The organism is Brevibacillus sp. RS1.1 (assembly GCF_013284365.1).
Lineage (GTDB): Bacteria > Bacillota > Bacilli > Brevibacillales > Brevibacillaceae > Brevibacillus > Brevibacillus brevis_D.
On the sequence record NZ_JABSVA010000018.1, the window covers coordinates 1 to 23924 of the forward strand.

Genomic DNA, 23924 nt, shown 5'->3' on the forward strand with positions numbered 1-23924 from the left:
AGCGCAAATCCCTTGGCTTTTTTTCATGAAAACTAACTAGCTGATAACCGCAGGAAAGGTCATCACGACAACCGTTCCGCTACCCAGCTTACTGTCCACCGTAATCTCTCCCCCGTGCGCCAAAACGAGCTGCTTGGCTATCGCCATACCCAGCCCCGTCCCACTGGTATTCTCTCCTGTATGCCCACCTCGGTAGTATCTTTCGAACAGATTGGCCAGTGTCGTTTCATCCATGCCTGGACCATTATCCGCGATTTTGACCACAAACTGATCGGCTGCAATCGATTGTACCTCTACAAGCACATGTGTACCGGCCGGGGTATACTTGATCGCGTTTGTCAAAATGTTGACGATGATGCGTCGAAACCAGATTGGATCGACCTCGGCCGTTATCGATGGGACATTCGCCGAAAACTCGATATCATGCAAAGACGAGCTCGGATCGTTTACCATATCCACCACAATCCTGCGAATGGTTTCTACGATCGCGACAGGTTGTTTGACCATCGGCAAAGCTTGATTCTTGAGTCGATAGGTCAAATTCAAATCTTCAATCAGCCCGTTCATGTAGTCTGACTTTTCCCGAATCGTTTTCCCAAATTCGCTGACTTCTTTTCTATCCCACTCATACTGTTCCGACTCTAAAAAGGTAGCATAACCGTAAATCGAGCTCAGCGGTGTCTTGAGATCATGGGATAGCCCTGTAATCCATTCCTCTCGCGTCTGCTCGATCTCTTGCTGAAGCTTTTCGTTGGAGCGCAAGGTTTCACTCAGATGCCGGAGAGCGTCAAACACGTCCTTGAAAACACGAAATGACTTCTTTTCCTTCCCTCGCCAATTCCTTCCGATTGGTTTCCCCTTTTTTCCGATCGGCTCCTCATAGCGGCCTTGGGCCAGTCTGTCCAGCCAATTCACCATATGCAAGAGCGGCTTGCCTACCCGCCAAGCATACCAGCTGCCTGCAAATAAAACGACAAGGATCAAAAGAATACCGATCTGAAGGAACGTTTCCTTGACCATGGCATCCTCAGACGTTTCTTGGACACCAGACTGATAGGTTGGATTCGGTGTGCCCACTACGTAGGTCAAGTCGCTCTTCGTGTCATATCGACTCGTGATGCGGACAGGAACATTTTTAGTGGTCTCGCTGTTCTGAAGAGCCTCCGTCATGTCTAACTGGGCAGAAGCGTTCGGATGATTCCATTGATGGATAAGTTGCCCCGTACGATCGTATACCAAGTACCATGCCTTTTCTTGGGAAAAGCTTTCGTTCAACTCGTCCCATGTCTCCTTGCTCGTTCCCGTTTTTTTTGCGATCAGGCGCTGCATCATTTCTTTTTCGGGAGCGGGTGTTCCATAGAGGATGATCATGTTTTCGTCAGATTGGTTTATAACCCAGTGAGTGACGTGATAGCGAGAAGCATCACGGTCTTCTACATAACTAATCCACTCTCCTGGCCTGAATTGACTGGGAACGTCAGCAGGTGTCCGATAGTTGTACAGTATTTTTCCGTGCTTGTCGATAATCTGCAACCAGCCTTGATGTCTCGCCACGCTCTTCTCAATTTCCGGATCGACGCGGATTCGCTTCCCCTCATACTCTATCTTCAATGTCAAATCGGATGCATCCAGCCGGGACAAATCGCTGGACAACTGCTCGTTCATAATGCGCCAGCCTAACCCCAGCATCGCAAAAATTAGAAATAGCAGCAAGACGAGGAGAAAACCGAACAGTTGCCGGACATATTGAAAAATCAGCTTGTTCCGCAAATTCATGACTGTCTTGCCGGACTAACCAGCTTGTAGCCCAGCCCTCTCACCGTGACCAAGAGCTTTGGCTGTCCCGGGTTTTCTTCTATGCGCTGACGCAGCTTGTGAATGTGCACCATGACTGTATTTTCGTCAAACATCCCGTACTCGTCTTTCCATACATGATCGTAAATTTGTTCTTTCGTAAATACCCGGTTCGGGTTCTGGCAGAAAAAGACGAGCAATGAAAATACTTGCGCCGGGCAATCCACTCGCTCTCCGTTCACGAACAGCTCGGCTGCCTCCACATTTACTTGAAAACGTCCAAAATCATAGCGCTTTTCTTCCTGCGATGGAGCAGAGCCCCCCAAGGTTCTGCGCAGATGAGCCTTCATCCGGGCAACGACCTCTAGTGGATGAAATGGCTTCGTTATGTAATCATCCGCTCCATAGGCAAATCCGCTTAATTTATCAAAATCGGTACCTTTTGCTGTCAGAAAAAAAATCGGTGCCTTCGTTCGCTGTCGCACTGCTCCGCACAGCTCAAATCCACTTTTATCAGGCAGCATGATATCTAGAATCAACAAGTCGTATGTCTTCTCTTCCACGAGACGAATCGCCTCTGCTGCTGTCGTGCATGTATCGATCTGGACAAAGCCTTCCTTTTTCAGCACCGTTTGGAGCATCTGCAAAATCGCTTCTTCATCATCTACCAGCAAGATTCTTGCTTCTTTCTCCATATCCGTTCCCTCCCTTGCTGTCATACATTCTACCATGATAAACGACGCCAATAAAAAAGATAAGGAAATGGTAAGGTAGTGTTTTAGTAGGGGAAAGGTCTGGCTATTATGATGAAGGAGAAAGGAGCGGATTCACCTATGTGGGCTATTTGCCAACACGAATTTTTTCGGTTGTTTAAAAGTATCAAATCGTTAATTACCGTTGCCTTTATTGTCGGCATCTCGTACTTGGTTTCTGACCTCGTCAATCAGGCAGCAAGTCTTCTCCCAGAACAGGAGCTGGCGCAGGGACATGCGCTTGGTATTTTTGCACTTATCATGCTGTTCGGGCCCTTGTTTGTATTCAGCCTGTCTCATGATGTCATAAACCGTGAGCTAGCGGGCAGGACAATTCGCTTTCTCGTCACCCGGACTTCACGCAATCAGATTATTTTAGGGAAATTTCTCGGAGTGGCGTTCTTCTGGTTAACCTGCATGATTATTACGTTTGGCGTAGTTTTTGCCACCGTGCAAACGTTTGATGCGAAGACCTTTTATCTATGCGTATCTCTGCTTATCTACTGCATCTCGCTAGCACTTCTACTCTCGCTCGTGATACCTCGCCCCAGCTACACGATGTTTTTGGGAATCGTGATTGCACTGATTTTGCCAGGTCTCGGACTATGGAGCACCTTCTCTAGTCACCCAGCAGCACCATGGATTAAATATTTGACACCCTTTTCATTTATGGAAAAAGGCGGCGCTTGGACCGGCTTCATTTGGCTCTATGCAGCAGCTTTCCTGATCGCTTCTATGTACTTATTCCGACGGAGGGATTGTTAATGGCAATGATCGAGACCATACAGTTGAACAAGCGCTTTGGCAATCGCACGGTCGTGAACGACGTCAGTCTTACTGTGCACAGCGGGGAGATTTTCGGATTCCTAGGTCGAAACGGCGCAGGAAAATCGACCTTTATCAATATGCTGACAGGGATTCTGATTCCGACAGCGGGTACCATTCGTATGTTCGGAGAAGAGGCCCATACAGAAGGATGGAAAAAACGAATTGGCGTACTGCCAGATTACTCCACCTTCTACGACCATTTATCTCCTGCGGAGCACTTGCACTATTTCGCTCGGGTAAAAGGCGTCACACTCACAAAGGAAGACTGTATGCGCATCCTGACAGCCGTTGAGCTTGAGGAGCATGCATCCCGCAAAGCCAAAACGTTTTCCTTCGGGATGAAAAAGAAGCTGGGCATTGCCCAAGCCTTAGTCGGTGACCCGGAGCTCATCTTCCTTGATGAACCTACTTCTGGCGTTGACGTCGAATCAGCCCTGCATATTCAAAATTTGCTGCGCAAGCTCCATCAGCAAGGAAAAACGATCTTCATGACCTCGCACAATTTGAATGAAGTCGAGAAAATCTGTACCCGCATCGCCATCATGAAAAGCGGAAAGATCCGTTCACTCGGCACTCTCGATGAGCTGCAAGCTGCCCATCAGGCATGGCGATCTGTGAACGTACGTCACTCGGCTTTTATTACAGAGGAATCTGTAAACCTGCGCACCTTTATCGAGTCCCTCGGGCGCAATACGATTTGGGAAGATGGTCGTCTCTCGATTCAGGTTGATGACGATCAAAAAGTGGCAACCCTCGTTCGTGCTCTTGTTCAGGCACGCGTGGATATTTATGGCGTGAACGTTGAAGTCCCTTCGCTCGAACGAATTTTTATGGGGGAAGAGTCTCATGATGCTTAATCTCGTTTTTGTCCTGCTCCTATCCGGGATGCTGCTTTTCAACATCTCGATAGGAAAAAGCATGACTACCGGAAGTATGTCAATTACGATTGGCCTGATTGTCCTCAATCTCATCTTTTTCATCACAAAGTACAGGAAGAGTCAGCATGAAAAAATGGAAGATCAGGTTAATCGATACGAACGATAATCAGGTTCATGTATATGGGGGAAGATTCGTATGACAAGTAGGTTTCTGGATTTTGCCGTTATCCTGACAGGGGTTTTGCTGTATAGAATCTTTTGGGGAGATAGCCTTAAACCAGAAGTTATCGGGATTTTAATTGGGCTGATTATTGTTTCTCTCATCCTTTTCATGAGAAAGCAGTACGCAAGACGCTAGGAGCAAAAAGAGCAAGAAAATATGTAGAAAAAAAGCAGCTTGATTGCCACCGAAAACAGCCTGCAAGCTATGCGGCTATGGGGCAATAGGCTGCTTTTTTCTACAAGATTGCCAAAAGCTGATCCAGTCGTTCAATGACAGCGAGTGGCTGATGCTCTGAAGTAGGCTTTTTCCCTCGTGGATTGATCCAGACAGCTGAGAAGCCTGCGTCCATCGCGCCTGCTACATCTGCCTCCCACGTATCTCCGACGAACAACACCTGCTTGCTCTCAACTCCGAGTTTTTCACGAACATGTTCATATATACGTTGATCCGGCTTATGATGTCCGATGATTTCGGAGAGAAACACCCGCTCCCGTGGAAAATAAGCAGACAATCCCAACCTCTCCAGCTTGATAAATGCCATATCGACAGGACCATTCGTAACAATCCCTAGTGTATGCTCTTCTGCCAGCCTCGCAATGGTAGATTGAACAGTGGTATCTGGCTGGACTGCGTCCATACATGCCACCTGATAGGCGCGTTGAAAATCGTCGACCTGCTCCACTTCAATCTGTCGGTTACAATCAGCCATAGCTCGCTGAAAACGCAACCTCCTGTATTGCGTAAAATCGTAGCGCTTAGCAATAACATCGATCCACAAATCATCTCCGTGGCGCCGCAGAGCTTCAAGGAATTTCTCTTGGTCGAGTTCTGCTGTAAGTGCATGGCTCGCAATCGTCTGCCGCATCCCTTTCTCCCAGCAAGCTGAAAAATCGAAGAGAGTGTCGTCGAGATCAAATAGGATTGTTGTAAATTTGGACATGGCTGAGTGGCGTCCCCTTCCTTTTTTCTTGCTGTTTTCATTGTGCATATGACTCTGTCTTTTGTTATGATCATTGTAACGGAAAAAGGAGGTGGAAACATGTCTAACGAAAAACTGGATATTTTAGTAGAGGGTATGAATGAGTTGCGTCTGATTGCTCATGCTCTCATAGATCGGCAGGACGAATTGGATGCCAAGATGGATGCTTTAACCATGGAAGTTCACCAGCTAAAAGCCGATGTTGCCGAACTAAAGCAGGATGTCGCCATGTTGAAGCAAGATGTTGCCGAATTAAAGCAGGATGTTGCCATGCTGAAGCAAGATGTTGCTGAGTTAAAGGAAGGTCAAGATCGCCATGAGCGTATCTTGGAGACATTGGCGCTGCGTGCTCTCGAATGGAATAATTTCCGCCTCGACTTCATTCGCAAATCATCCTGATGCCTTTAGCTTTTAGGCAAATCCACAAGCAATGCCTCTTTCAACTCAACTGGTAAAGAAACAGATTGGCGTGTATTCGCATCGATCATGACCATTGTCACATCGGCGTCCGCCACTAATACATCTGCAGCGTTGTACAGCTCCTGGCGGATGACGAAGCTTTTTTCACCCACCTTGACCACCGTAGTAATCGCCGTTACCTCTTCACGCATTTTCAATTCTTTGCGGTAGTTAATGTTTATATTGGCCACTACCGGCATGATGGCCCGTCGCCTCAATTCGTCCAGCGTAAATCCTTGCTCCCATATCCATTCAAAACGCGCCCACTCCATGTACTCCAAATACTTGGCATTGTTCACATGTCCGATTACGTCAATATCAGTTGAACGCACAGTTAGATGATAGCGATGAGCCATCTTTCTCACTCCTTGTTTTTCTTTAGTATAACGAATTCAGGTTGCTGAGTGAACATTCATTCAAAATTTTCCGAATGGTCATGCTGTTCTTTCCGGATCTTTTTCCTATAATATAAATAAACACTAGAAAGGAAGATTCGATGTTCGAACAAGAACTTTTGCCGACCTTGCAAACTGCTCGCTCCCGGTATCAGGATGCACTCGTCGAATTGGTTGAAGCCGAGCTTGGCTGGAAGCTGGCTCCGGGCTCTAATTCCATCGGATTTTTGATTCATCACATCGCGGAAGTCGAATATCGATTCTGTCTGATGTTTTTCGGAAGAGCAATCCCGTCCGACATCACTCTCACTACCATTGGACCTGTGAAGGATGAAGGAAACTTTACCGACTTGTCTGCCTTGCTTGCTTTCAAAGATGCTGCCTACCATCACTTGCTGGATTCTTTGGCTGCCCTGCCAAAAGACGCGTGGGACATCCCCTGTGAAGCACCGATTGCCACATTGACTCCCCGTCAGGCACTTGGTCGACTGATCTATCATATGGGCTACCACGGCGGGCAGATTGGACTTATCCGCAAGTACGGAGGACCTCAATGAGTCTCATTTTGACAGGTGAGCGGCTCATCATTCGCGAATTGCTGCGCGAGGATTTACCCGACTTACTCGCCACCTACAACAGCAATCCAAAGTACAATCAGCTTCGAAACGGCACGAGCACAGTAAGTCTTGCTGAACTGGAAGCCGAATATGACGCTACCATAAGCATACCTTCCGGGCATTGGCTCGCTATTACTCGTGAAGGTACGATCATTGGAGTCATCCATATCGTCCTCTCCAGTGTAAACGATCCAAAAAGCTGGATTAGTCTTTTGCTTTTGCATGCCGATTATCAGCAGCAGGGCTTTGGAAAAGAGGCAGTGACACTCATGGAAGCCTACTGCATCCAACATGGCAGTGAGCATGTTCATCACGGTGTCATTGCGCATAATGAACCCGCTCTTCTTTTCTGGGGGAAGCTTGGCTATGAGCAGTATCGTCAGGTGGAGGCTACAGTCGGTCGTCTGACACAACCGGTGCTGCTGGTAGCCAAGTGGCTACCCCGTACAAATTAAGGAGGTGAAAGATATGAACCGTCGCCTTTTTGAAAATGATGTGCCCACCTTCCTCTCCTAGTCGGTGAGGAAGTGGGTCTCTTACTGCCTCCCGGCTACGGAATAACGCTCGAACGATTGATTCATTATTCCGGGAGGGACTTGTTATGTCACAATCACAATGGAAGCAAATGTTTTTAGGGGCTGTCTGCCTGACTCTCGCTGCAGCGATCTGGGGCGGTGTTTATGTCGTCAGCAAGGTCGTGTTGGAAGTGATTCCACCGTTCACGCTATTGATTTTGCGCTTTTGCATTGCTTTAGTCGTGCTGGCGGCATTTATCGTTGCTCGCAAGGAGCGTGTCGCTAAAAAAGATTATCCTCTGCTGATGGCCATCTCCTTTGTCGGGGTCACGATCTCCATCGCCGCACAATTTCTCGGTACCAAGCTGTCTACTGCCCATATGGGTGCTTTGATTACCTCCGCATCGCCTGCCTTTATTGCCATTTTTGCGGTCTGGCTATTAAAGGAGCGCATCCATCTGAAGCAGGCAGCGGGTATTTTGTTAGCGACGATTGGTGTCATCATCGTCATTGGTGTTCCTGATCAAGCTGACGCTCAGTCTTCCCTCGCAGGAAACCTGATTTTGTTCCTAGCAGCGATTAGCTGGGGATTGTATACCGTTCTCAGCAAAAAGGTAACGCAGCGCTATTCATCCCTGCTCGTCACTACCTACGTAGCATTGTTTGGCATCATCTTTACGAGTCCACTCATGTTTTGGGAGCTGTCTGTCACACCTGTCTCCTGGCAATTTGGTTGGGACATCTGGGCAGGTGTCCTCTATATCGGCATGATTTCTACCGCAGGTGCTTTTTATTTGTGGAACAAAGGCTTCGAGCTGATGCCCGCAGGGAGTGGGGCCGGGTTCTTTTTTGTTCAGCCCATTGTCGGTGCATTTTTAGGCTGGCTGTTGCTGCATGAACATTTGGGTATTGGCTTTTTCGCTGGTGGCTCATTTATTTTCCTCGGTGTCGCCTTGTCCACTTTGCGTACCAAAAATAAACGTGAATCGCTGGAGGAACATCCTCTCCCCCATTCCAACGAGAAGCAAGGCTAAAATCGTGTTTGCTTACATGCTACGAGGACTTCCCAATCGTTGGGAAGCCCTCGTTTTTTTAAGCTATGGACGAAAATATTGCCGTACACTTCCTTTTTCGAAAGATAGCTTCACTTCAGCAAATGCCCCATTTATAAACGTGATTTGTGGCGGCATATGCCCACAATCTATGTCGTAGAGGACAGGGACTTGCAGCTCTTCAGCCAGTTCCTGATAGACGTCTTCCACGGTGTAGCCGTCCACCGTCTGATTCGCTGGACTGCGCCCAAACATGATCCCCGCACAATGGTCGAACCATCCGGCCAGCTTCATTTGTACCAATGATCTGCGCAGATCAGTCGTAGAAAGCTCACAGTTTTCCAAATACCAGATGATCGCTTCATTCCCGATCTGTTCTTTTTGAAAAGTTTGCACGTCCCCATACGGTGTGCCGATCACATGCCGAATGATATCGATACAGCCGCCAAGTAGCCGTCCCTGCATATTTATGTGGGGAGTAGTCTCTGTAGTTTTCCATACAGTCGGTTCCGTCAGGTGAAAGATATGCGGGGAAGGATTCGTATGCTGCCATTCCTTTTGATACATCGGAGAAGAGTACTGCAAGACTGACTCGCCCTTTTGCGTTGACAGAACTGTTTCCCACATAGCCGTCGTCTCATCCATATCTGCTCCACGCAAATCTATCAGATTCGTCCCATGGGCCGTAGCCATCCCCGTTTTTAATGTAATCGCGAGCAACAGCACACTCACATCCGAATAGCCTAACACCCATTTTGGTTGCATGGCATCAAAATCAAGCTTGTCTAAAATCTCAATCAGCAACTCGCCACCCCAAGGAGGAATGATGATATCGACGTCTTCCTCTTGCATCAGGGAGTTGAATTCGGCTGCGCGGTTAATGGCAGGAGCTGACTTGGCTTTTTCCTGTGTCCAGACTGTATCTTTGCAAACGATGGAATACCCCCTGCTCTCCATACGACTGCATGCCAGCCTGATTCGTTCATGCAAATACTCTGGTACACCTGATGACGGTGCAGTTACCCCTATATTAACGCCCTTTTTCAACGATGGATACGTGATCATGCTCCCTCCCGCTATGTATGATTTTGGATAATCATACCACATGCCACCAAAGTATTTTCCAGACGTAGGCCGAAGGGTAGACTGGAACTACTTTTCTTAGACAAAAAAAAAGACGACCTATAGTCGTCATCAAAGTATATAAAACGGGAGGGAAGTAGAGGAGTTCAGACGAACGTGTTTCCTGTTCGTGAATGATTACTTCTTGCTAGCGTCAGTCGTTGTAGACTGTCCAGCGGAACTGCTGTTGTCGGTTCCGACAGCACCAGATGATCCAGTGCTGGTACCTGCATCAGATTTGGCATCTGTCGCAGGTGCTTCCGTAGACGAACCTGTGCCCGTCGATGCATCAGAGCTGTTCGCTGAAGCATCCGGAGTAGACTGATCTTGCGAAACCGAGCTATTAGTCGATTGTCCGCTATCAGAAGTGGAGGAGCCCGGAGCGGTTTCGCTTGTCGTGCCCTCTTGTTGTGTCGCCGGTTCAGGTGTTCCTGTTGTGTTAGAGCAGGCAACCAAGCTGCCAGACAGGAGTAATGCGACAGTGGCAATGGAGAACCACTTTTTGTTCATGTTCATTCCCCTTTCATTCCTTGGCTTCGTGACCTTCTCGCTGTCACACCTATATCGTAACGGGCAAAGATAACCATTCTGTAAGGAAAGTAGGAAAAAACGATGATCAAAATATGAAAAAAGTATGACCATGATCATTTTGAGCGGATCATGATTTAGTTCTCCGGTTTAATCCGAGGAAGCCATATCGTAAAAGTACTGCCCTTCCCAGGCGAGCTCTCCACTCTGCATTTGCCATCATGCAGCTCTACCAGCTCTTTTACAATGGCGAGTCCAAGTCCTGTTCCTTTATTGTTCTTGGAACGTCCCCGATCTACTTTGAAAAAACGTTCCCAGATGCGGTCCAGGTCATCTTCTGCAATTCCCATCCCAGTATCGATCACTTGAATCTGTACGTATTCTCCATCTAGAGAAGCACGCATGCGGATTTCACCAGCAGACGTAAACTTGAGTGCATTCTTCACCAGATTTTTTAGAATTTGCGCGATCCTGTCTTTATCGGCATAAATTCGCGGAAGCTCGTCCTCTACTTCTACTCCCATGTGAAGCCCTTTTTCCTCTGCTTCTTGATGGAAGGAAAAAGCAACCCGATTCATGACATCTGCCACATCGACAGGGAACTTGACCAGATTTACTTCATTGTTCTCCAGCTTCATCAAATCCATCAGGTCATCCACCAAGCGATTCACTTGCATCGTTTCGGTGTACATCACAGCGTAATACTTCTGTCGCGCCTCTTCTTCCTCTACCAAGCCATCCTGCAACGCCTCGAGGAAACCTTGGATCGCCGTGAGAGGCGTACGCAATTCATGGGAGACATTCGCCAAAAAATCATTACGGACTTGCTCCAAATGATGACGCTCCTGCTCTACCTTCTCCAGCTTCTGTGCCATCGTATTGATCGTTTGCGCCAAGTCGCTGATCTCGTCGGACGTATCGACCTGGACGCGCTCTGCATAATTCCCTCGACCAATTTCAGCCGCTGTTCTCTCAATGGTTCGCAATGGGCGGGAGATTGACCATGACAAATACGAAACCATGATCGTAGAAAGCAGCACCCCGAACAAGGTCGCCCACAGAATCGACTCGCGCATTTGCCCAAAGGTTTTCTCAATTCCTTCAATCGGCGCGTGCAAAATAATTCCGCCGTAGACATTTTCGCCCTCGCCCCAAGGAACGGAGACCGACAACATCGGGTCATCCAGACCTTCGATTTGCAGCTCGGTTACCGCACTTTTTCCCTTCAGTACGTTATCCGCGATAGAAACTGCCACGGACTTGCCCGTAAACATCTCATCCTTCATTGAAGTCGCGACAATTTTTCCTTTTGTATCAAATAACCAGATGCGGGTATCAAATGACTCGTCCAGCATTGCCAGCTTGTCCAAGAGCCGTTTGTTTACTTCATTGCTGTTATGGATAGCGGTATTTACTTTTTTGGCCATTCGCAAAAGCTCTTCTTCTTTGGCGTTGTAAATATACTCCTTCGTAAAAAAGGAGAGAACAATCCCTGTAATCCCCAACCCTACCAAAACGGTAGCCAAAAAGCTGACCAGCAGTCTGCGGTAGATACTTTTCGACATGCCTAGCATCAGTTATCCACCCCAAACTTGTAGCCGATCCCCCAAACCGTTTGAATGCAATCATACGGGAGCTTATCTAAACGCTGTCTGATCTTTTTAATATGAACATCGATCGTTCGAACATCGCCAAAATAATCAAATCCCCACACCTGTTCCAGCAATTGCTCCCGTGACCATACACTTCCTGGCGATTTGACAAGTTGAACAAGCAGATCAAACTCCTTCGGGCGAAAGCTCACTTTTTCCCCGGCAACGATCACTTCCCGTTTATCCAGATCTATCGTCAATTGCTCAAAAACAAAGGTTCGAAGCGCTGCCTCGTCTTCTACTTTTGGCTTTGGCTGCAATCTGCGCATAATCGCGCGGATACGTGCAACGATTTCACGTGGACTAAACGGCTTCGTCACGTAATCATCCGCTCCGAGCTCCAAGCCGAGAACACGGTCAAACTCCTCATCCTTTGCCGTCAGCATAATGATCGGCGTATCCCACTTCTTGCGGATTTCCCGGCAAGCTTCAAAGCCATCCAACTGCGGCATCATGACATCGAGAATGACCACATCCGGCTGTTCCTTTTCCATCATCTCAAGAGCTTCTCGTCCATCTGTTGCTGCGATGAGCTCGATTTGTTGTTTTTCAAAATAAAGGCGAATAATTTCGCGTACGTTTGGATCGTCATCGGCAACCAAGACTTTCATCGTGGACATAGCCAATAACCTCCCTTCTTTCAAAACGACATAAAATGAAACATGCCGTTCAGACAATTTACGTTTTTCCATGGTAACATAGATCACCCATGTTGTGGACGGGTAGAAGTCCTATCCAGCTGGTAATAGCAGGACAAAATGGTTTGGAACAATAAAAAAGCGAGTGGACCTAAAGCCCACCCGCTCTTCATTCTTTACTTCGTTTCTCTTACAATCGGAACACTTCGCGTGAGACTAGCCCACAACAACCCTATCAGTGCGCCTGCAATAGCTGGGACCAGCCATCCAATTCCAACTTTGTACAGCGGCAATTGTTCCAGGATTGGGGTCAGCGAGTCGATAGACAATCCAAGCTGGGAAGCTCCATCCAACAGACTAATGACAGCCGTTGCTGTGATCGCACCCACATATACGGCACGATGTCCATTGAACATCCGATGACAAAACGTCAGCAGCATCAGCACGATAGCCAGCGGATAAATCGCCATCAAGACAGGAACGGAGAAGGTAATCAACTGTGTCAAGCCTACGTTTGCTACCGCAGCACTGAACACAGACAAAATTACCGCCATGTTCTTGTAAGAGATGCTAGGAATTCGACTGGAGAAAAATTGACTGCAAGCAGTGACAAGCCCGACAGAAGTCGTGAGGCAAGCAAGCGTAACGGCTGCTCCCAGCAGTAGTGAGCCTAATGGACCGAACAGTTGATGCACGACCCCGGTCAAAATTTGTCCACCATTTTCCGATTTCGCAATCGAAACACTCGTCGCTCCCAAATAGCTGAGGGCAAGATAGACAAGTCCAAGTCCGGTAGCGGCGAGAATTGCTGCTTTGATCGTAGACCACATCACTTTTTTGCGATCGATGATGCCTCTATCTTGAACAGCCGTTGTTACTACCAGACCAAATACCATCGCAGCTAATGCATCCAGCGTCAGATAGCCTTCGAGAAAGCCTTTGAAGAATGCTGTATCCTGATAGGCGCCTATCGGTTGTCCCACCTCACCCATTGGAGAAATGAGTGATTTGACAAACATCAGGCCAATGATGATCAAAAGAGCAGGTGTCAAGACTTTACCAATTCGATCCACCAGCTTGCTCGGGTTCAGACTCAACCAGAAGGTGATGGCAAAATAGACGACCGTGGTCACAAAAAGCGGTACCCAACTGCCTTTCATCGATTCTGGCAAAAACGGCAACACGCCCATTTCAAAGGTTACTGTACCTGTCCGCGGAATCGCCATGAATGGACCAATCGACAGATAAACAATAAACGTGAACACGACTGCAAACATCGGATGGACTCTTGACGCCATCGTTTGCAAGTTACCTCCCGCCAAGCCTACCGCGATGATGCCTAGTAAAGGCAGACCTACACCAGTAATCAAAAAGCCGCCCATCGCGATCCAAACATTATCTCCTGCAGCTTGTCCTAGCGCTGGCGGAAAAATCATATTCCCTGCTCCAAAGAATAGGGCAAACAGCATTAAACCAATTGTAATTGTTTCTTTCGTGGAAAGTTCTTTCATATGAATCCTCTCAATATTGTTTAATAAAATAAAATTTTCATTAGTATAACTTAAAATTAACTCACTATTCAACCTTTAATTTTTTAAAATTATTGAACTTTTGTCAAAAATGAAAGTTCTTACAGGTCAAACATCTCTTTTCTCTTGATCGCCCCCACAGCTTCCCATACGTACAGACAATAGATACTGCGCCATGGAGCCCACTTTTCCCCTAGCTTGCGAATGTCATTTTCATTCGGCTTCGTTTCCATCCCATAGAGGTGCACAATTCCATTTCGCAAACCGATGTCAGCAGCAGGCAACAAGTCTGGACGTCCCATTCCAAACATGAGTAGGCACTCTACTGTCCACCGCCCAATTCCTCGTAGCGAAGTGAGGTACGTAATGATTTCTTCATCCTCCATTGTCCATAGTCTTTCCAAATCTACCGTATCATTCACAATAGCGCGGGCGAAATCGATGATATACTCTGCTTTTCGCTGACTAAATTGCAGAGAACGCAAATCCTCCACAGTCAATCTTGCTACCGAGTCAGGTGTCGGAAAAGCGATGATGTCCTCGCCGTTTTGGTTTTCTACTGGGTCGCCTGCAAGTGTAACCAGCCTCTCGGTCAAATTGGCTGCAAAGGTCAGATTGATCTGCTGCCCGATGATCGTCTTGATCATACATTGAAACAAATCAGCATCCAGCATAGGACGAAGACCGCGAAACCGCTCAGTCAGGATAGCGAGCTCACTCTCCTCCCTCATCTGTTCGTAAATAACAGATAGCTCCAAATCGGCACTAAAAGTACGGCGGATCATTTTTTCTAGCAGCTGTTGGTCTGACGTGGACAAAATCGCATGTGTCTCGTATCGCAATGCCGGTTCTTCCAAGCTACCCATAAATTGCATATGGACCAGAACAGGCCGTAAGCCGATACGAAAGACGCGCTGTAGGCTATTTTTTTCTTGATTCACACGTATCTGCGTATCTGGATGTGTCTCTAGACGCCGGAGCAACCGATCAAAAGAATATGGAGGAGTAAGCGAAATAATCCAACAATTCACAAGACTATCACCTTTCCAGATAAAATAAAAACCTCCGGAGAATCTCCGAAGGTGTCAAGTATACTTCGCAAAACTTATTTCGTAAACATCCCTTTGAGAACAAATTTTACGTTTGCTGGACTTTCTGCCAAACGGCGCATGAAATATCCGTACCAGTCGTTTCCGTACGGTACATAAACACGCATTTTATAGCCTTCGCGAGCCAAGTCAATTTGGGACTGCGTACGAATACCATACAACATTTGGAATTCAAACTGTGTGCGCGGGATGCTGTGTTCCTTTTCCAGCTTTTTCACAAAATCAATGATGTTGTCATCATGAGTTGCCACAGCAGCGTACCCGCCATTCAACAGATGCTGCTTGATGATTTTTTTGTAGTTCTCATCTACATCTGGCTTGTTCGGGTAAGCGACTTCAGGAGACTCCTTGTATGCTCCTTTTACGAGACGGAAGTTCACTTTTTTGTCCTTCAAGCTGTCGATATCGTCCGATGCTTTGTAGAGATACGCCTGAATAACGGTTCCGACGTTGTCGTACTCTTGCAGTAATTCGTTCAAAATCTCCATGGTCACCTGATTGTGTGCGTAGTCCTCCATGTCGATACGAACGAAAATGTTTCCGTTTTTCTTAGCCGAATCCAAAATGCGTTTCATGTTGTCCATGCAAAGCTCACGGCTGATATCCAGACCAAGCGAAGTCATTTTCAACGAAAGATTGCAATCGACACCAGATTGGTGGATCGCATCCAGCGTTTTGATGCAATAGTCAGCAGATTCGTTTGCTTCCTCTACGCTGAACACGAATTCGCCCAAGTGATCCAGCGTGCATACCAGACCTTGCTGGTTCAGCTTGCGTACGGCGTTGATTGCCTCCGCGATTGTTTGACCAGATACAAAGCGGCTCGCTCCAAAGCGCAGGCCCCACTTTTTTGCGGCAGAATTTAAGGTTTTGTTTTTGGATAAAAATAGAAAGAAATCCTTCATCGCTTGTTCCATCGTTGACTGTCTCCTCCTCAACGTACTCTGTCCACTTCTACAAGCATGAATCGTGCCAACTATTTCACGTAAGCGCTATCGTGATGTCTCTCTGACGCATTTAACACATATGTACATTACATGTCTATTCTTGTACACTTCTGATTAGATGTACAACAGGAACCATTCCTTTCCCTGTTAGTTTGGATAAGAGGTGACAATTTGAAACCATTATTTTCGTTGGACAGTACGCTCTCTTCCTTTGCGATTCCGATTCCACCTGATATTGTCAAAATACGCACAGGAGAAACTGTGGGTGAATGGGTGGATAAAGAACGAAAGGGCAGAGTAGTCGTCGTCGCTTCTACAACTACGCTCGAACAATCCATTAGCCACATTGTCGCTGGCTTAGCTCTTTCCGATCTGCCAGCAATCGTTATCGTGGATGAACATGGCACTCCTACGGGAATGGTTGAGCCATACCAGCTCATGACTGCCTTTGTCGTGTTGACCCAAAACCAGTCTGCCCTGCTCCGTACCTTGATGGATACGATGAGTGAGGCTGTCACAATCGTAGACTCCCGCAATGTCGTCCAACACTGGAATCGGGCAGCAGAAACAATTTATGAAATCGATCGCGCTCAAGTTGTCGGAACCTCGCTCGATGAGCACTTCGCGAGTGAATCGATTCGCCTGCTCGATGCGCTGCGCCAAGGGACATCTGTTCAACGTGTCTATCACATTCCTCGTCCTGATAGCCATGTACTCATTAATGCGGCACCGATTCGCCGTGAGGGTGAGATTATTGGCGCGATTTCCATCGAACAGGATATTACCGAGCTGGTTCGTCTCAATGAAGAATTAGCACATACGACGGCCCATCTCCATAATTTGCAGCAAGAGATGAGTCGGTTTCAGGCAGCAGACGATCCTTTTTACGCAATCAAAGGTCATTCCGCCTCGATTCAATCCGCTATTGGTTCCGCTAAAAAAGTGGCGCAGACGGATGCGACTGTGCTGATTTATGGAGAAAGCGGCGTTGGGAAAGAGCTGTTTGCCCAAGCCATTCATCAAGCAAGTCGCCGACATGAAAAGCCTTTTATTGCGATCAACTGCGGTGCCATTCCTGCTGCACTGTTCGAAAGTGAGCTGTTTGGTTATCAGGGCGGTGCTTTTACTGGAGCCGAGAAAAAAGGCAAGCCTGGCAAGCTGGAGCTGGCGCATGGCGGGACGATTTTCCTCGATGAAATAGGAGAACTCCCCCTAGAATTGCAGGTAAAACTGCTTCGCGCCTTGCAGGAACGACAGTTTTACCGCGTTGGCGGAACAGAACCGATCACCGTCAATACACGGATCGTAGCGGCGACAAACAGACAGCTGGAGCAAATGGTTGCAGACGGTCGTTTTCGCGAGGATCTGTATTATCGGCTGAACGTCTTTTCTCTGGAAATCCCGCCACTGCGCGAACGACGTGAGGATTTGCCAGAGCTCGTGCAAATTTTCATTCATGAGTATTCCGTGGCCCATGACCAATCCGTACCACGCATCTCTCCCGAAGTCATGCAAGCGTTGTTCGAGTACACTTGGCCTGGGAACATCCGCCAGCTTCGCAACGTCATTGAACGTCTGTCGATCCTGCAAGAAAACGGCGTAATTTTGCCTGAGCATCTGCCGTCTGTCATTCGCAGTCACACAGAACCCACACACGTCTCTCTGCACACGCCGATGGGGGGAACGTATGGACCGCCGACTACGACACCGCCGCCCATCATCCGTCCGTCGATTGCGTACCCTTCTTCACCTGCGAACGAAAAGGAGCGCATTCTGGCAGCGTTGGAGCGCACATACGGCAACAAAAAAGCAGCAGCCGAGCTGCTCGGCGTATCTCGTGGCACCCTTTACAATAAAATGAAGAAGTTCAATATAAACGAGGAGTCTTTCAAATGGGATTGATAACATGGTCGGATGATACGTATCAAATCCATTATGCTGGGGAAACGATTGTCCTTTTGCCAAAGGAATACGCCTTGTTTCAATATCTGTACACATGGAAAAACCGGGCCTTTTCAAGGAGTGATTTGCTAGATCGCGTCTGGCCGCTGGAAGAGCCTACTGACCGTACTGTCGACGATCACATATACCGCTTGCGGAAAAAACTGCAAAAGTGGTCTCATCTGCTCACGATTGATACGGTCCGAGGAGTCGGCTATCGGCTTACGCTAAAAGAGCAGCCATCGCCTAGTCCATCCGTATTAACCAGTGATTTCTCAGAGAACATCCAGAGGATGCTAACCACCTACCACGGCATGGGTATGGGGGCCGCTTTGCAGACACTCTATGCGAATCAGCAAGTGCTTGGCTTCCAGATGGACTCTTTTTATGCTACCTATTTGCGGTTTGTTGGCGGTGACTTCGGCTGGTTTGTCGAGGATAAAACTTCCCTCTCCGACAAGCTGTTTTATTTGTTTCATTTATACCGTATGACAGAAATTGACTCGCAAAAAACATTAGAAATTTTACAATGGGCTCTGAAAAACGCGAAAAGTATGCCTAAAAATTATCAGGATGAGATGCAAATCACCGCAATCTGTGTCTACGCCCAAGCCAAAGAATGGGAGCGAGCAAAAAAACAGCTGCTTCCTGCCATGGAGGTTGTTGAGCGAGTCAATTCACCCGGCTTTCAACTCTTTTTTCAAGCGGAAGAAGCCCTCTTGTATCTGCTCATGGGTGAGGTTGAAGTGGCTGAGAAGGTCATTCAACGCTCTGAGGAGATCTTGCAAGAACTCCCTATGCAGCGTGAACTCGGCAGCTTTACTATTACGCGAGGTCTTTGTCTGTACCATCGACAGGAGCTTGCCAAGGCGCGCCGCTTGGTCGATGAAGGTCTGGAGGTCTTACGAAGCACCAAGTTCGTCCCCCATCTCATTTATGGCGCAAAAATGATCTTGTCGTTCTTGAAAGACTTCGGCTACGACCGAGAATGGGAGCGCAAATACCAGAAAATCTGGACAGAATTATCCGAAGAGTACAAGTTCGACTACTTGCAGAAAAAAATTCGTGCCATCATCTCATCCACTATCTGATATTCCTCTGACAAATCCCTTTTATCATCGAGTTAACAGATCGATGGAGGGATTTTTTTGTTAAAAGAAAATAGAACGTTTCGCACGCTGTTCGTCTCTTACGGACTGTCTACGCTTGGCGATTGGTTTGATTTTATAGCGGTATCCATCCTGTTGGGGTTTGTGTGGAAGGTTGATCCGATGACGATGGCCCTGCTGCCCGTTGCCTATGCAGCTCCAAGCATTTTGCTCGGACAGTTTGCCGGGGTACTTGCAGACCGCGTGAACAAGGTTCGGATGATCATGTCCATGAATATCATGCAGGCTGCTTTCACTCTGCTCCTGCTTGTCATGCCGAATCCGTTCTGGTTCCTGGTAGTCATTGCCCTGCGTTCAGGTGCCTCTGTCTTCAACGATCCAGCACAACAGACCTTGACGCGTCAAATCGTACCTGAGAATCAATTGTTACAAGCCTCTGCCTTGAATGGAGCCGTATACCAGATGGGGAAATTGATCGGTCCACTTGCCGGAGGATTGGTAGCGGCCGTTTTTGAACCCGCCATTTGTCTCATGATTAATGCTTCGACATTTCTCCTCTCTACTGGATTTCTGTTCACGATTCGTAAAGTGGAGAAAACGTTGTCTCGTCCATCCGTAGAAGAGCAGCCTCTCCCTTACCGTCAAGCATGGCAAGAGGGCTGGCGGATCTTTTTGCAAAACCGTGTCCTGTTGTACAGCACGATCTTCGCAATCATTACCTCGTTGGCGATTCAGTTGGCGGATACACAGTTTCCCGTGATCTTCCGCGAGAAGCTGCCCGACAATCCCGAAATGCTCGGGTTTACAGTCAGTGTCATTGGATTAGGCGCACTTGTCACCGTCACCTGGCTCCATCGCTTAAAAGAAATCCGTTCTTATGGATGGGTGCTGGGCGGTGGCGTTTTGCTCATCGGAATTAGTTTTTCGTGGATTGGATTTTTCCAGCCGGGTGATGGCATGTATTGGCTGCTGATTGCTGCTTTATTGGCTGGAGTCGGAACGGGTCTGACTTCGGTCGGAGCCAATTATTTGGTACAAAAAGAAAGCCCCCCGCAAGCGCTCGGCCGCGTGAGGGGAATTATCGATTCATTGACGAGTGCGACTTTCATTATTGCTCCGTTGCTCGGAGGCGTCATTATGACCATCTGGGGTCCAAACACCGCTTTTTTATGGGTCGGAATGTTAATCGCTGCGATTGGCGGAGGCGCTGTCCTCTTACAGCGCTGGATTTGGGGGAAACGAACAAAAGACGTGACTGTCGCGACAGCTACAGCTGGATCGGAACGAGCCGGATAAATTTATCGTCTCTTCTCTGTTGAATAGCGTCTAGGTGCCAATGTCGTATTACCGCTTTGCAGGAGGGGGTTTTCATCCCCTCTTTTTGCTGTTCACCAGAAATGACCGGCCTGTCGTAACATAGGGACAATGAGCCGGACCGATTTGATTTATCACAGAGGTCTTTCCGTTTCTCTTTGTTTTTCTTTGTCCTTTTCCCTCTTTGATGCCTTTTCAAATGTTAACTGAAGCCGCGTAGAAGAAGCGGATTTCCAGTCCAAGCGCCTCTGGAGCCCTACCCAGCGAAGGAATGAATGTCGGGGGTTTTCAGCCTCAACCTCTGAGATGTCATCCTCGAACCTCTACTTTTGAGGCGCTCCCAACATTCATTCCGTAGCGAACAGTCCCCGCCTCCCGGCAGGGCGTAGGCCGAAGCGTAGACTGGAAATCCGCTTCTTCCCTCCCCTACAGCCCCTCCAAACTCACCACCAAAAAGGCAAAAAAAAAATTGGTCCCCATTGAACCAATTAACGAAAAGACCTACTCGATTTTCACTTGTCTTCGTTCCTCGATTTGTCGATGCAAAATGTACTTTCGCAAATTGTGAAAATGACGGGCATTGATTCCTTTGATCGTACAGCCATAAAAATAATTCGGTCCCTCTATTCGCTCATGAATGATAACCAAATCAGTTTTTACTACCCCGTCCGGGCGATTGCGACCATACAATTCAAAGGAAAAGACAATGTGCTGATCCGCGGGAATCTGTTTGTCTGAGCGGAATGCCAAGCCTCCCAGGCTCAAGTTCACCAAGTACACCATTTGACTATAGACGGAAAAAAATGAGTCTGGCTCCTGCGTCGGATACTGGATCCAACCCCTAACCTCCATGTCGAAACGGGGATAGCGTCTGCGCTGCTCCCGAAACTCAGCAGCTGTTGGAGAGTGGAACAAAAATAAGCGATTTTTGTCTTTAGCCACGACTACGGCTTCAAACGTATTGATTGTTTCATAGTCAGCCGTCAATAGACAGGGGAGCTGATCCCCTACTGTGACATCCAATGGGCTGGGAAATACGGCTTCGATCAAGTCCCCTTCTTCATAGGTAACATGACCTTCTATCACTCGATTCCCTTTTCTAATTTGTATTATGCTTTCCATCTGCGTTCTCCACCACTTCGCACAAATATATTACCGGGATTTCCGAAATCTTTACCTGGATGCTTTTCGCGGAAAATAAGGTATAATGGGAACATTGACAGATAGGAGGTTACAGACCGATGAATCGTTATCAATTGGTAACACTGGCTTTGGCATTTTTGGTAACCGCCTGTCTCATCGGAGTTGGCATTGCCATTGGGGAAAAAAGTCCCCTTGGTATCCTTGGCTGTATCGTTGTTGCCTTCTCGTTGATGGGATTTGGCTTTTCGTACAAGCGCAAGCATATGCGCTAACCTCTTCTCCGTTATCGCCGTACAAGTAAACTGTTCACATAAAACAGGACAGAGGGCAAGCCCTTTGCCTGCTTCAGCAGTTGTCTAGCGATAGTATAAATGTGTGGCTGGCTCCGGTTTACCTTGCGATCCGCGAGATAAAACGCGACTAGCCCGTCCACGATCATACGGTGAAATGCAGGATTTGGCAAGCGTTTAACGCTTGCCTTTGCTTGTTTTATGAAAAGCTTCAAGCGTTCAGTCGCTATCCGTTCCGAATCGTAATAGCTCACGAAGTTTAAATCTCCACCCATTTTATCTTCTTCCAGGTCAATTAAATAGTCCAATAAAATATGTAACCCGCACAGCCACGGAAAGTAAGCCTCACTTACTGTCTGTATTTGCTCCTCCCCTACATCAGGATCAGTCGCCAAGCAAAAAAGAGCGAATATCCCGATAGTCGAGCCTGTGACAGCAGCAAATTCTTGCCAGTGCAAATCGTGATAGCGGTCTTTGTACTGATCCCACCACGTCAACAGGTGATCCTCGCGCAAATGGGGAGCAATGTGCTTATATACTTGCAAATCGCTATACAAACAAGAAAACTCGAGTATCTTTGCCTGGATTTTTTCATAGGCTGGCAATTGTGCGACATGCTGTTGACAGGTCTGAACCAGCCCAGCCAAAAAGCCGCCGTCATCCTTATCCTCACGGTACAAATAATAGTCGCGTAAGGGCGCACCTGGTGTCAATGCATCCTGCATCGACACGTGAAGCTGACGGAAGTCTTGCGGATCTAGTGACGTGCTGCGATCACACAGATTATCCAAGTAGTCGCTGATTGTTTGGTAGGCGACAATCAGCGGAACAATTGTCTCTACTTGCGGGATGACCTGTGCTGCATAGACACATCCCCCTTGGCAGTGAAACTTTTTGGAGTCCATGCTGTCTTGTGCCTGTTTTCTCAGCTCGGGATTGGGAATCGCCTGCGCTCTTTTATACCAGGCCGCAAACTCCCGCTCCAGAACAGGTTGCACATGACGATAGACTCGGTAAAGTAGCTGCCATGGATTACGTAGTTCGCTCACTTTCTTCCCTCCCAAAACAAATGTAAAACGGAGGCATTCCAAAGCTTTTACCAGCTTACATCGAAGCCCTCGCTCATGACCAATAGAAATATCTTATCACATTTGGATGCCCACTCCAAAAATCAGCACTGAAATACACCAATTCGCCTTTTTGACTCCATGTAGAGTACAAAAATAAACTTCTTGGTATTGATACGCGTAGAAGAGATCGTCGCTTCCATTTGATTCTCCAGCTCCAGCATGCGCTTTCGCACCTCGGTAAAATCGAAGAATGTGGTCGCGTAGCTCTCGAATTTAGGATGACTGTAATCGGTCAGCCCGAGGGAAGCCAGATGGGTTAATGCCTGACAAATAGCTCTGCGTACGCGCTGCTCAGCGGCCTTCGTTTCCTTTTGGATCAGGACAGTCACTCCCTTCCCCAGCTTGCGGGCAGCAACCGCCCAAAAAATATCGCGTAAAGGAGGAAGATTCACTTCTCCATCCCTTTCCTTCTCCCAGCGATACAGCCACTCCATCATGTCGAGTAAATCTTTGCTGCCTTTTTCACTAATCATCCCCAGTTCAGTCAAGAGAAACCGTGCGGAAGATAAGATGCCCATTTCAGGATACGATGTATCTTTTGATGGAGCTGCCGTCATGTTAATCGTGCCGGATAAGACGGAAAGTGACCGTTGAATACCCTCAATGGATTGCTGTAGCAATATGCGTTCCCGTACCTTTTGCAGAACACTGATGACCTCTAGGCGATTCACCGGTTTGGTCACGTAGTATTCGATCCCTGTCGCATACGCCTCAGCGATCATCTCCTTCGTTTCGATTTGCGAGATCATGACAATTTTTCCGGTAAAATGCCTCAGATGGCGCACCGTTTCAATGCCATCTCGATTCGGCATTAAAAGATCAATCAACAAAATGTCTACTTGCTTCCAATTCAAAAAATCGTGGTCAATTTGCGAGCCATCCTCTGCTTCCCCACATACCTCTCCCAAATCAGCATCCTCAATCATTTGACCGAGCATGAATCGAATCGCAGGATCGTCGTCCACAATGAAGTAGCGCAT

Annotated in this window: 25 protein-coding genes; 11 read left to right on the forward strand and 14 right to left on the reverse strand. The window is 47.6% G+C overall.

Annotation, left to right across the window (positions count from 1 at the left end; all coding sequences use genetic code 11):
• Window positions 1-36: 36 nt before the first annotated feature.
• Window positions 37-1776: a sensor histidine kinase gene (locus HP570_RS27935; RefSeq protein WP_173627822.1), complete on the reverse strand. Its 1740-nt coding sequence runs from the start codon at window positions 1774-1776 to the stop codon at window positions 37-39.
• The gene (locus tag HP570_RS27940; RefSeq protein WP_173627824.1) at window positions 1773-2489 is read right to left on the reverse strand and encodes a response regulator transcription factor; all 717 of its coding nucleotides are present in this window, start codon (window positions 2487-2489) and stop codon (window positions 1773-1775) included. Before HP570_RS27940 ends, HP570_RS27935 begins: the two co-directional genes overlap by 4 nt.
• 108 nt (window positions 2490-2597) lie before the next feature.
• Between HP570_RS27940 and HP570_RS27945 the strand changes: the two genes are divergently transcribed.
• From HP570_RS27945 to HP570_RS27955, 3 genes are read left to right on the forward strand one after another with little or no spacing between them, the layout of a single operon-like run.
• Window positions 2598-3311, forward strand: coding sequence for an ABC transporter permease (locus tag HP570_RS27945; protein WP_254495513.1), 714 nt, complete (start codon window positions 2598-2600; stop codon window positions 3309-3311).
• Window positions 3311-4231, forward strand: coding sequence for an ABC transporter ATP-binding protein (locus tag HP570_RS27950; RefSeq protein WP_173627826.1), 921 nt, complete (start codon window positions 3311-3313; stop codon window positions 4229-4231). The genes HP570_RS27945 and HP570_RS27950 overlap by 1 nt, the downstream gene beginning before the upstream one ends.
• On the forward strand, window positions 4221-4418 hold the full coding sequence (locus HP570_RS27955; protein WP_173627828.1) for a hypothetical protein: 198 nt from the start codon (window positions 4221-4223) through the stop codon (window positions 4416-4418). The genes HP570_RS27950 and HP570_RS27955 overlap by 11 nt, the downstream gene beginning before the upstream one ends.
• A gap of 292 nt (window positions 4419-4710) precedes the next feature.
• On the opposite strand, the gene HP570_RS27960 is transcribed toward HP570_RS27955, so the two are convergent.
• A complete protein-coding gene (locus HP570_RS27960; protein ID WP_173627830.1) occupies window positions 4711-5415 on the reverse strand; it encodes an HAD family hydrolase in 705 nt (234 codons plus the stop codon).
• Between the two features lie 99 nt (window positions 5416-5514).
• Here HP570_RS27960 and HP570_RS27965 point away from each other — a divergent pair, with 99 nt between their 5' ends.
• Complete coding sequence (locus HP570_RS27965; RefSeq protein ID WP_173627832.1) at window positions 5515-5853, forward strand: hypothetical protein; 339 nt, start codon at window positions 5515-5517, stop codon at window positions 5851-5853.
• Window positions 5854-5858: 5 nt separating this feature from the next.
• Here HP570_RS27965 and HP570_RS27970 read toward each other — a convergent pair whose 3' ends face one another.
• On the reverse strand, window positions 5859-6269 hold the full coding sequence (locus tag HP570_RS27970; protein ID WP_173627834.1) for an acyl-CoA thioesterase: 411 nt from the start codon (window positions 6267-6269) through the stop codon (window positions 5859-5861).
• A gap of 140 nt (window positions 6270-6409) precedes the next feature.
• Between HP570_RS27970 and HP570_RS27975 the strand changes: the two genes are divergently transcribed.
• The 3 genes from HP570_RS27975 to HP570_RS27985 all read left to right on the forward strand — a co-directional run bounded on the left by HP570_RS27975 (window position 6410) and on the right by HP570_RS27985 (window position 8474).
• Entirely contained in the window at window positions 6410-6865 is a 456-nt protein-coding gene (locus HP570_RS27975) for a DinB family protein (RefSeq protein WP_173627836.1), read from the forward strand.
• On the forward strand, window positions 6862-7380 hold the full coding sequence (locus HP570_RS27980) for a GNAT family N-acetyltransferase (RefSeq protein WP_173627837.1): 519 nt from the start codon (window positions 6862-6864) through the stop codon (window positions 7378-7380). The genes HP570_RS27975 and HP570_RS27980 overlap by 4 nt, the downstream gene beginning before the upstream one ends.
• Window positions 7381-7526: 146 nt before the next feature.
• Complete coding sequence (locus HP570_RS27985; protein WP_173627838.1) at window positions 7527-8474, forward strand: DMT family transporter; 948 nt, start codon at window positions 7527-7529, stop codon at window positions 8472-8474.
• Between the two features lie 63 nt (window positions 8475-8537).
• On the opposite strand, the gene HP570_RS27990 is transcribed toward HP570_RS27985, so the two are convergent.
• The 7 genes from HP570_RS27990 to HP570_RS28020 all read right to left on the reverse strand — a co-directional run bounded on the left by HP570_RS27990 (window position 8538) and on the right by HP570_RS28020 (window position 15987).
• The gene (locus HP570_RS27990) at window positions 8538-9557 is read right to left on the reverse strand and encodes a S66 family peptidase (RefSeq protein WP_173627839.1); all 1020 of its coding nucleotides are present in this window, start codon (window positions 9555-9557) and stop codon (window positions 8538-8540) included.
• A 195-nt stretch (window positions 9558-9752) separates the two neighbouring features.
• Complete coding sequence (locus HP570_RS27995; protein ID WP_041749259.1) at window positions 9753-10124, reverse strand: hypothetical protein; 372 nt, start codon at window positions 10122-10124, stop codon at window positions 9753-9755.
• Between the two features lie 155 nt (window positions 10125-10279).
• Entirely contained in the window at window positions 10280-11716 is a 1437-nt protein-coding gene (locus HP570_RS28000; protein WP_173627840.1) for a sensor histidine kinase, read from the reverse strand.
• Window positions 11716-12414, reverse strand: a complete 699-nt coding sequence (locus HP570_RS28005) for a response regulator transcription factor (protein WP_064202315.1) — start codon at window positions 12412-12414, stop codon at window positions 11716-11718. Before HP570_RS28005 ends, HP570_RS28000 begins: the two co-directional genes overlap by 1 nt.
• Window positions 12415-12608: 194 nt before the next feature.
• Window positions 12609-13943, reverse strand: coding sequence for a branched-chain amino acid transport system II carrier protein (brnQ, locus tag HP570_RS28010; protein WP_064202316.1), 1335 nt, complete (start codon window positions 13941-13943; stop codon window positions 12609-12611).
• A 119-nt stretch (window positions 13944-14062) separates the two neighbouring features.
• Window positions 14063-14992, reverse strand: coding sequence for a DNA-3-methyladenine glycosylase family protein (locus HP570_RS28015; protein WP_173627841.1), 930 nt, complete (start codon window positions 14990-14992; stop codon window positions 14063-14065).
• Between the two features lie 74 nt (window positions 14993-15066).
• The gene (locus HP570_RS28020) at window positions 15067-15987 is read right to left on the reverse strand and encodes a proline dehydrogenase family protein (protein ID WP_173627842.1); all 921 of its coding nucleotides are present in this window, start codon (window positions 15985-15987) and stop codon (window positions 15067-15069) included.
• Between the two features lie 201 nt (window positions 15988-16188).
• Here HP570_RS28020 and HP570_RS28025 point away from each other — a divergent pair, with 201 nt between their 5' ends.
• The 3 genes from HP570_RS28025 to HP570_RS28035 are packed head-to-tail and all read left to right on the forward strand — an operon-like array spanning window position 16189 to window position 20363.
• Complete coding sequence (locus HP570_RS28025) at window positions 16189-17919, forward strand: sigma 54-interacting transcriptional regulator (protein WP_173627843.1); 1731 nt, start codon at window positions 16189-16191, stop codon at window positions 17917-17919.
• On the forward strand, window positions 17910-19049 hold the full coding sequence (locus HP570_RS28030) for a winged helix-turn-helix domain-containing protein (RefSeq protein ID WP_173627844.1): 1140 nt from the start codon (window positions 17910-17912) through the stop codon (window positions 19047-19049). The genes HP570_RS28025 and HP570_RS28030 overlap by 10 nt, the downstream gene beginning before the upstream one ends.
• A gap of 57 nt (window positions 19050-19106) precedes the next feature.
• The gene (locus tag HP570_RS28035) at window positions 19107-20363 is read left to right on the forward strand and encodes an MFS transporter (RefSeq protein ID WP_173627845.1); all 1257 of its coding nucleotides are present in this window, start codon (window positions 19107-19109) and stop codon (window positions 20361-20363) included.
• 519 nt (window positions 20364-20882) lie between these two features.
• On the opposite strand, the gene HP570_RS28040 is transcribed toward HP570_RS28035, so the two are convergent.
• The gene (locus tag HP570_RS28040; RefSeq protein ID WP_173627846.1) at window positions 20883-21503 is read right to left on the reverse strand and encodes a PilZ domain-containing protein; all 621 of its coding nucleotides are present in this window, start codon (window positions 21501-21503) and stop codon (window positions 20883-20885) included.
• A gap of 119 nt (window positions 21504-21622) precedes the next feature.
• Here HP570_RS28040 and HP570_RS28045 point away from each other — a divergent pair, with 119 nt between their 5' ends.
• Window positions 21623-21796, forward strand: a complete 174-nt coding sequence (locus tag HP570_RS28045; RefSeq protein WP_007722723.1) for a YlaF family protein — start codon at window positions 21623-21625, stop codon at window positions 21794-21796.
• Window positions 21797-21807: 11 nt separating this feature from the next.
• Here HP570_RS28045 and HP570_RS28050 read toward each other — a convergent pair whose 3' ends face one another.
• Together HP570_RS28050 and HP570_RS28055 are read right to left on the reverse strand one after the other, a co-directional pair.
• Complete coding sequence (locus HP570_RS28050) at window positions 21808-22863, reverse strand: tetraprenyl-beta-curcumene synthase family protein (RefSeq protein ID WP_173627847.1); 1056 nt, start codon at window positions 22861-22863, stop codon at window positions 21808-21810.
• Between the two features lie 122 nt (window positions 22864-22985).
• A complete protein-coding gene (locus HP570_RS28055) occupies window positions 22986-23924 on the reverse strand; it encodes a response regulator (RefSeq protein ID WP_173627848.1) in 939 nt (312 codons plus the stop codon).

Bases quoted from the DNA above. Each gene is read 5' to 3' on its own strand.
- HP570_RS27945 (WP_254495513.1), top strand. From the start codon at position 2,598: ATGATGAAGGAGAAAGGAGCGGATTCACCTATGTGGGCTATTTGCCAA.
- HP570_RS28040 (WP_173627846.1), bottom strand. From the start codon at position 21,503: ATGGAAAGCATAATACAAATTAGAAAAGGGAATCGAGTGATAGAAGGT.
- HP570_RS27955 (WP_173627828.1), top strand. From the start codon at position 4,221: ATGATGCTTAATCTCGTTTTTGTCCTGCTCCTATCCGGGATGCTGCTT.
- HP570_RS28030 (WP_173627844.1), top strand. From the start codon at position 17,910: ATGGGATTGATAACATGGTCGGATGATACGTATCAAATCCATTATGCT.
- HP570_RS27970 (WP_173627834.1), bottom strand. From the start codon at position 6,269: ATGGCTCATCGCTATCATCTAACTGTGCGTTCAACTGATATTGACGTA.
- HP570_RS27990 (WP_173627839.1), bottom strand. From the start codon at position 9,557: ATGATCACGTATCCATCGTTGAAAAAGGGCGTTAATATAGGGGTAACT.
- HP570_RS27950 (WP_173627826.1), top strand. From the start codon at position 3,311: ATGGCAATGATCGAGACCATACAGTTGAACAAGCGCTTTGGCAATCGC.
- brnQ (WP_064202316.1), bottom strand. From the start codon at position 13,943: ATGAAAGAACTTTCCACGAAAGAAACAATTACAATTGGTTTAATGCTG.
- HP570_RS28005 (WP_064202315.1), bottom strand. From the start codon at position 12,414: ATGTCCACGATGAAAGTCTTGGTTGCCGATGACGATCCAAACGTACGC.
- HP570_RS27965 (WP_173627832.1), top strand. From the start codon at position 5,515: ATGTCTAACGAAAAACTGGATATTTTAGTAGAGGGTATGAATGAGTTG.
- HP570_RS27960 (WP_173627830.1), bottom strand. From the start codon at position 5,415: ATGTCCAAATTTACAACAATCCTATTTGATCTCGACGACACTCTCTTC.
- HP570_RS27995 (WP_041749259.1), bottom strand. From the start codon at position 10,124: ATGAACAAAAAGTGGTTCTCCATTGCCACTGTCGCATTACTCCTGTCT.
- HP570_RS27940 (WP_173627824.1), bottom strand. From the start codon at position 2,489: ATGGAGAAAGAAGCAAGAATCTTGCTGGTAGATGATGAAGAAGCGATT.
- HP570_RS28055 (WP_173627848.1), bottom strand. From the start codon at position 23,924: ATGCGCTACTTCATTGTGGACGACGATCCTGCGATTCGATTCATGCTC.
- HP570_RS27935 (WP_173627822.1), bottom strand. From the start codon at position 1,776: ATGAATTTGCGGAACAAGCTGATTTTTCAATATGTCCGGCAACTGTTC.
- HP570_RS28020 (WP_173627842.1), bottom strand. From the start codon at position 15,987: ATGGAACAAGCGATGAAGGATTTCTTTCTATTTTTATCCAAAAACAAA.
- HP570_RS28045 (WP_007722723.1), top strand. From the start codon at position 21,623: ATGAATCGTTATCAATTGGTAACACTGGCTTTGGCATTTTTGGTAACC.
- HP570_RS27980 (WP_173627837.1), top strand. From the start codon at position 6,862: ATGAGTCTCATTTTGACAGGTGAGCGGCTCATCATTCGCGAATTGCTG.
- HP570_RS27985 (WP_173627838.1), top strand. From the start codon at position 7,527: ATGTCACAATCACAATGGAAGCAAATGTTTTTAGGGGCTGTCTGCCTG.
- HP570_RS28000 (WP_173627840.1), bottom strand. From the start codon at position 11,716: ATGCTAGGCATGTCGAAAAGTATCTACCGCAGACTGCTGGTCAGCTTT.
- HP570_RS27975 (WP_173627836.1), top strand. From the start codon at position 6,410: ATGTTCGAACAAGAACTTTTGCCGACCTTGCAAACTGCTCGCTCCCGG.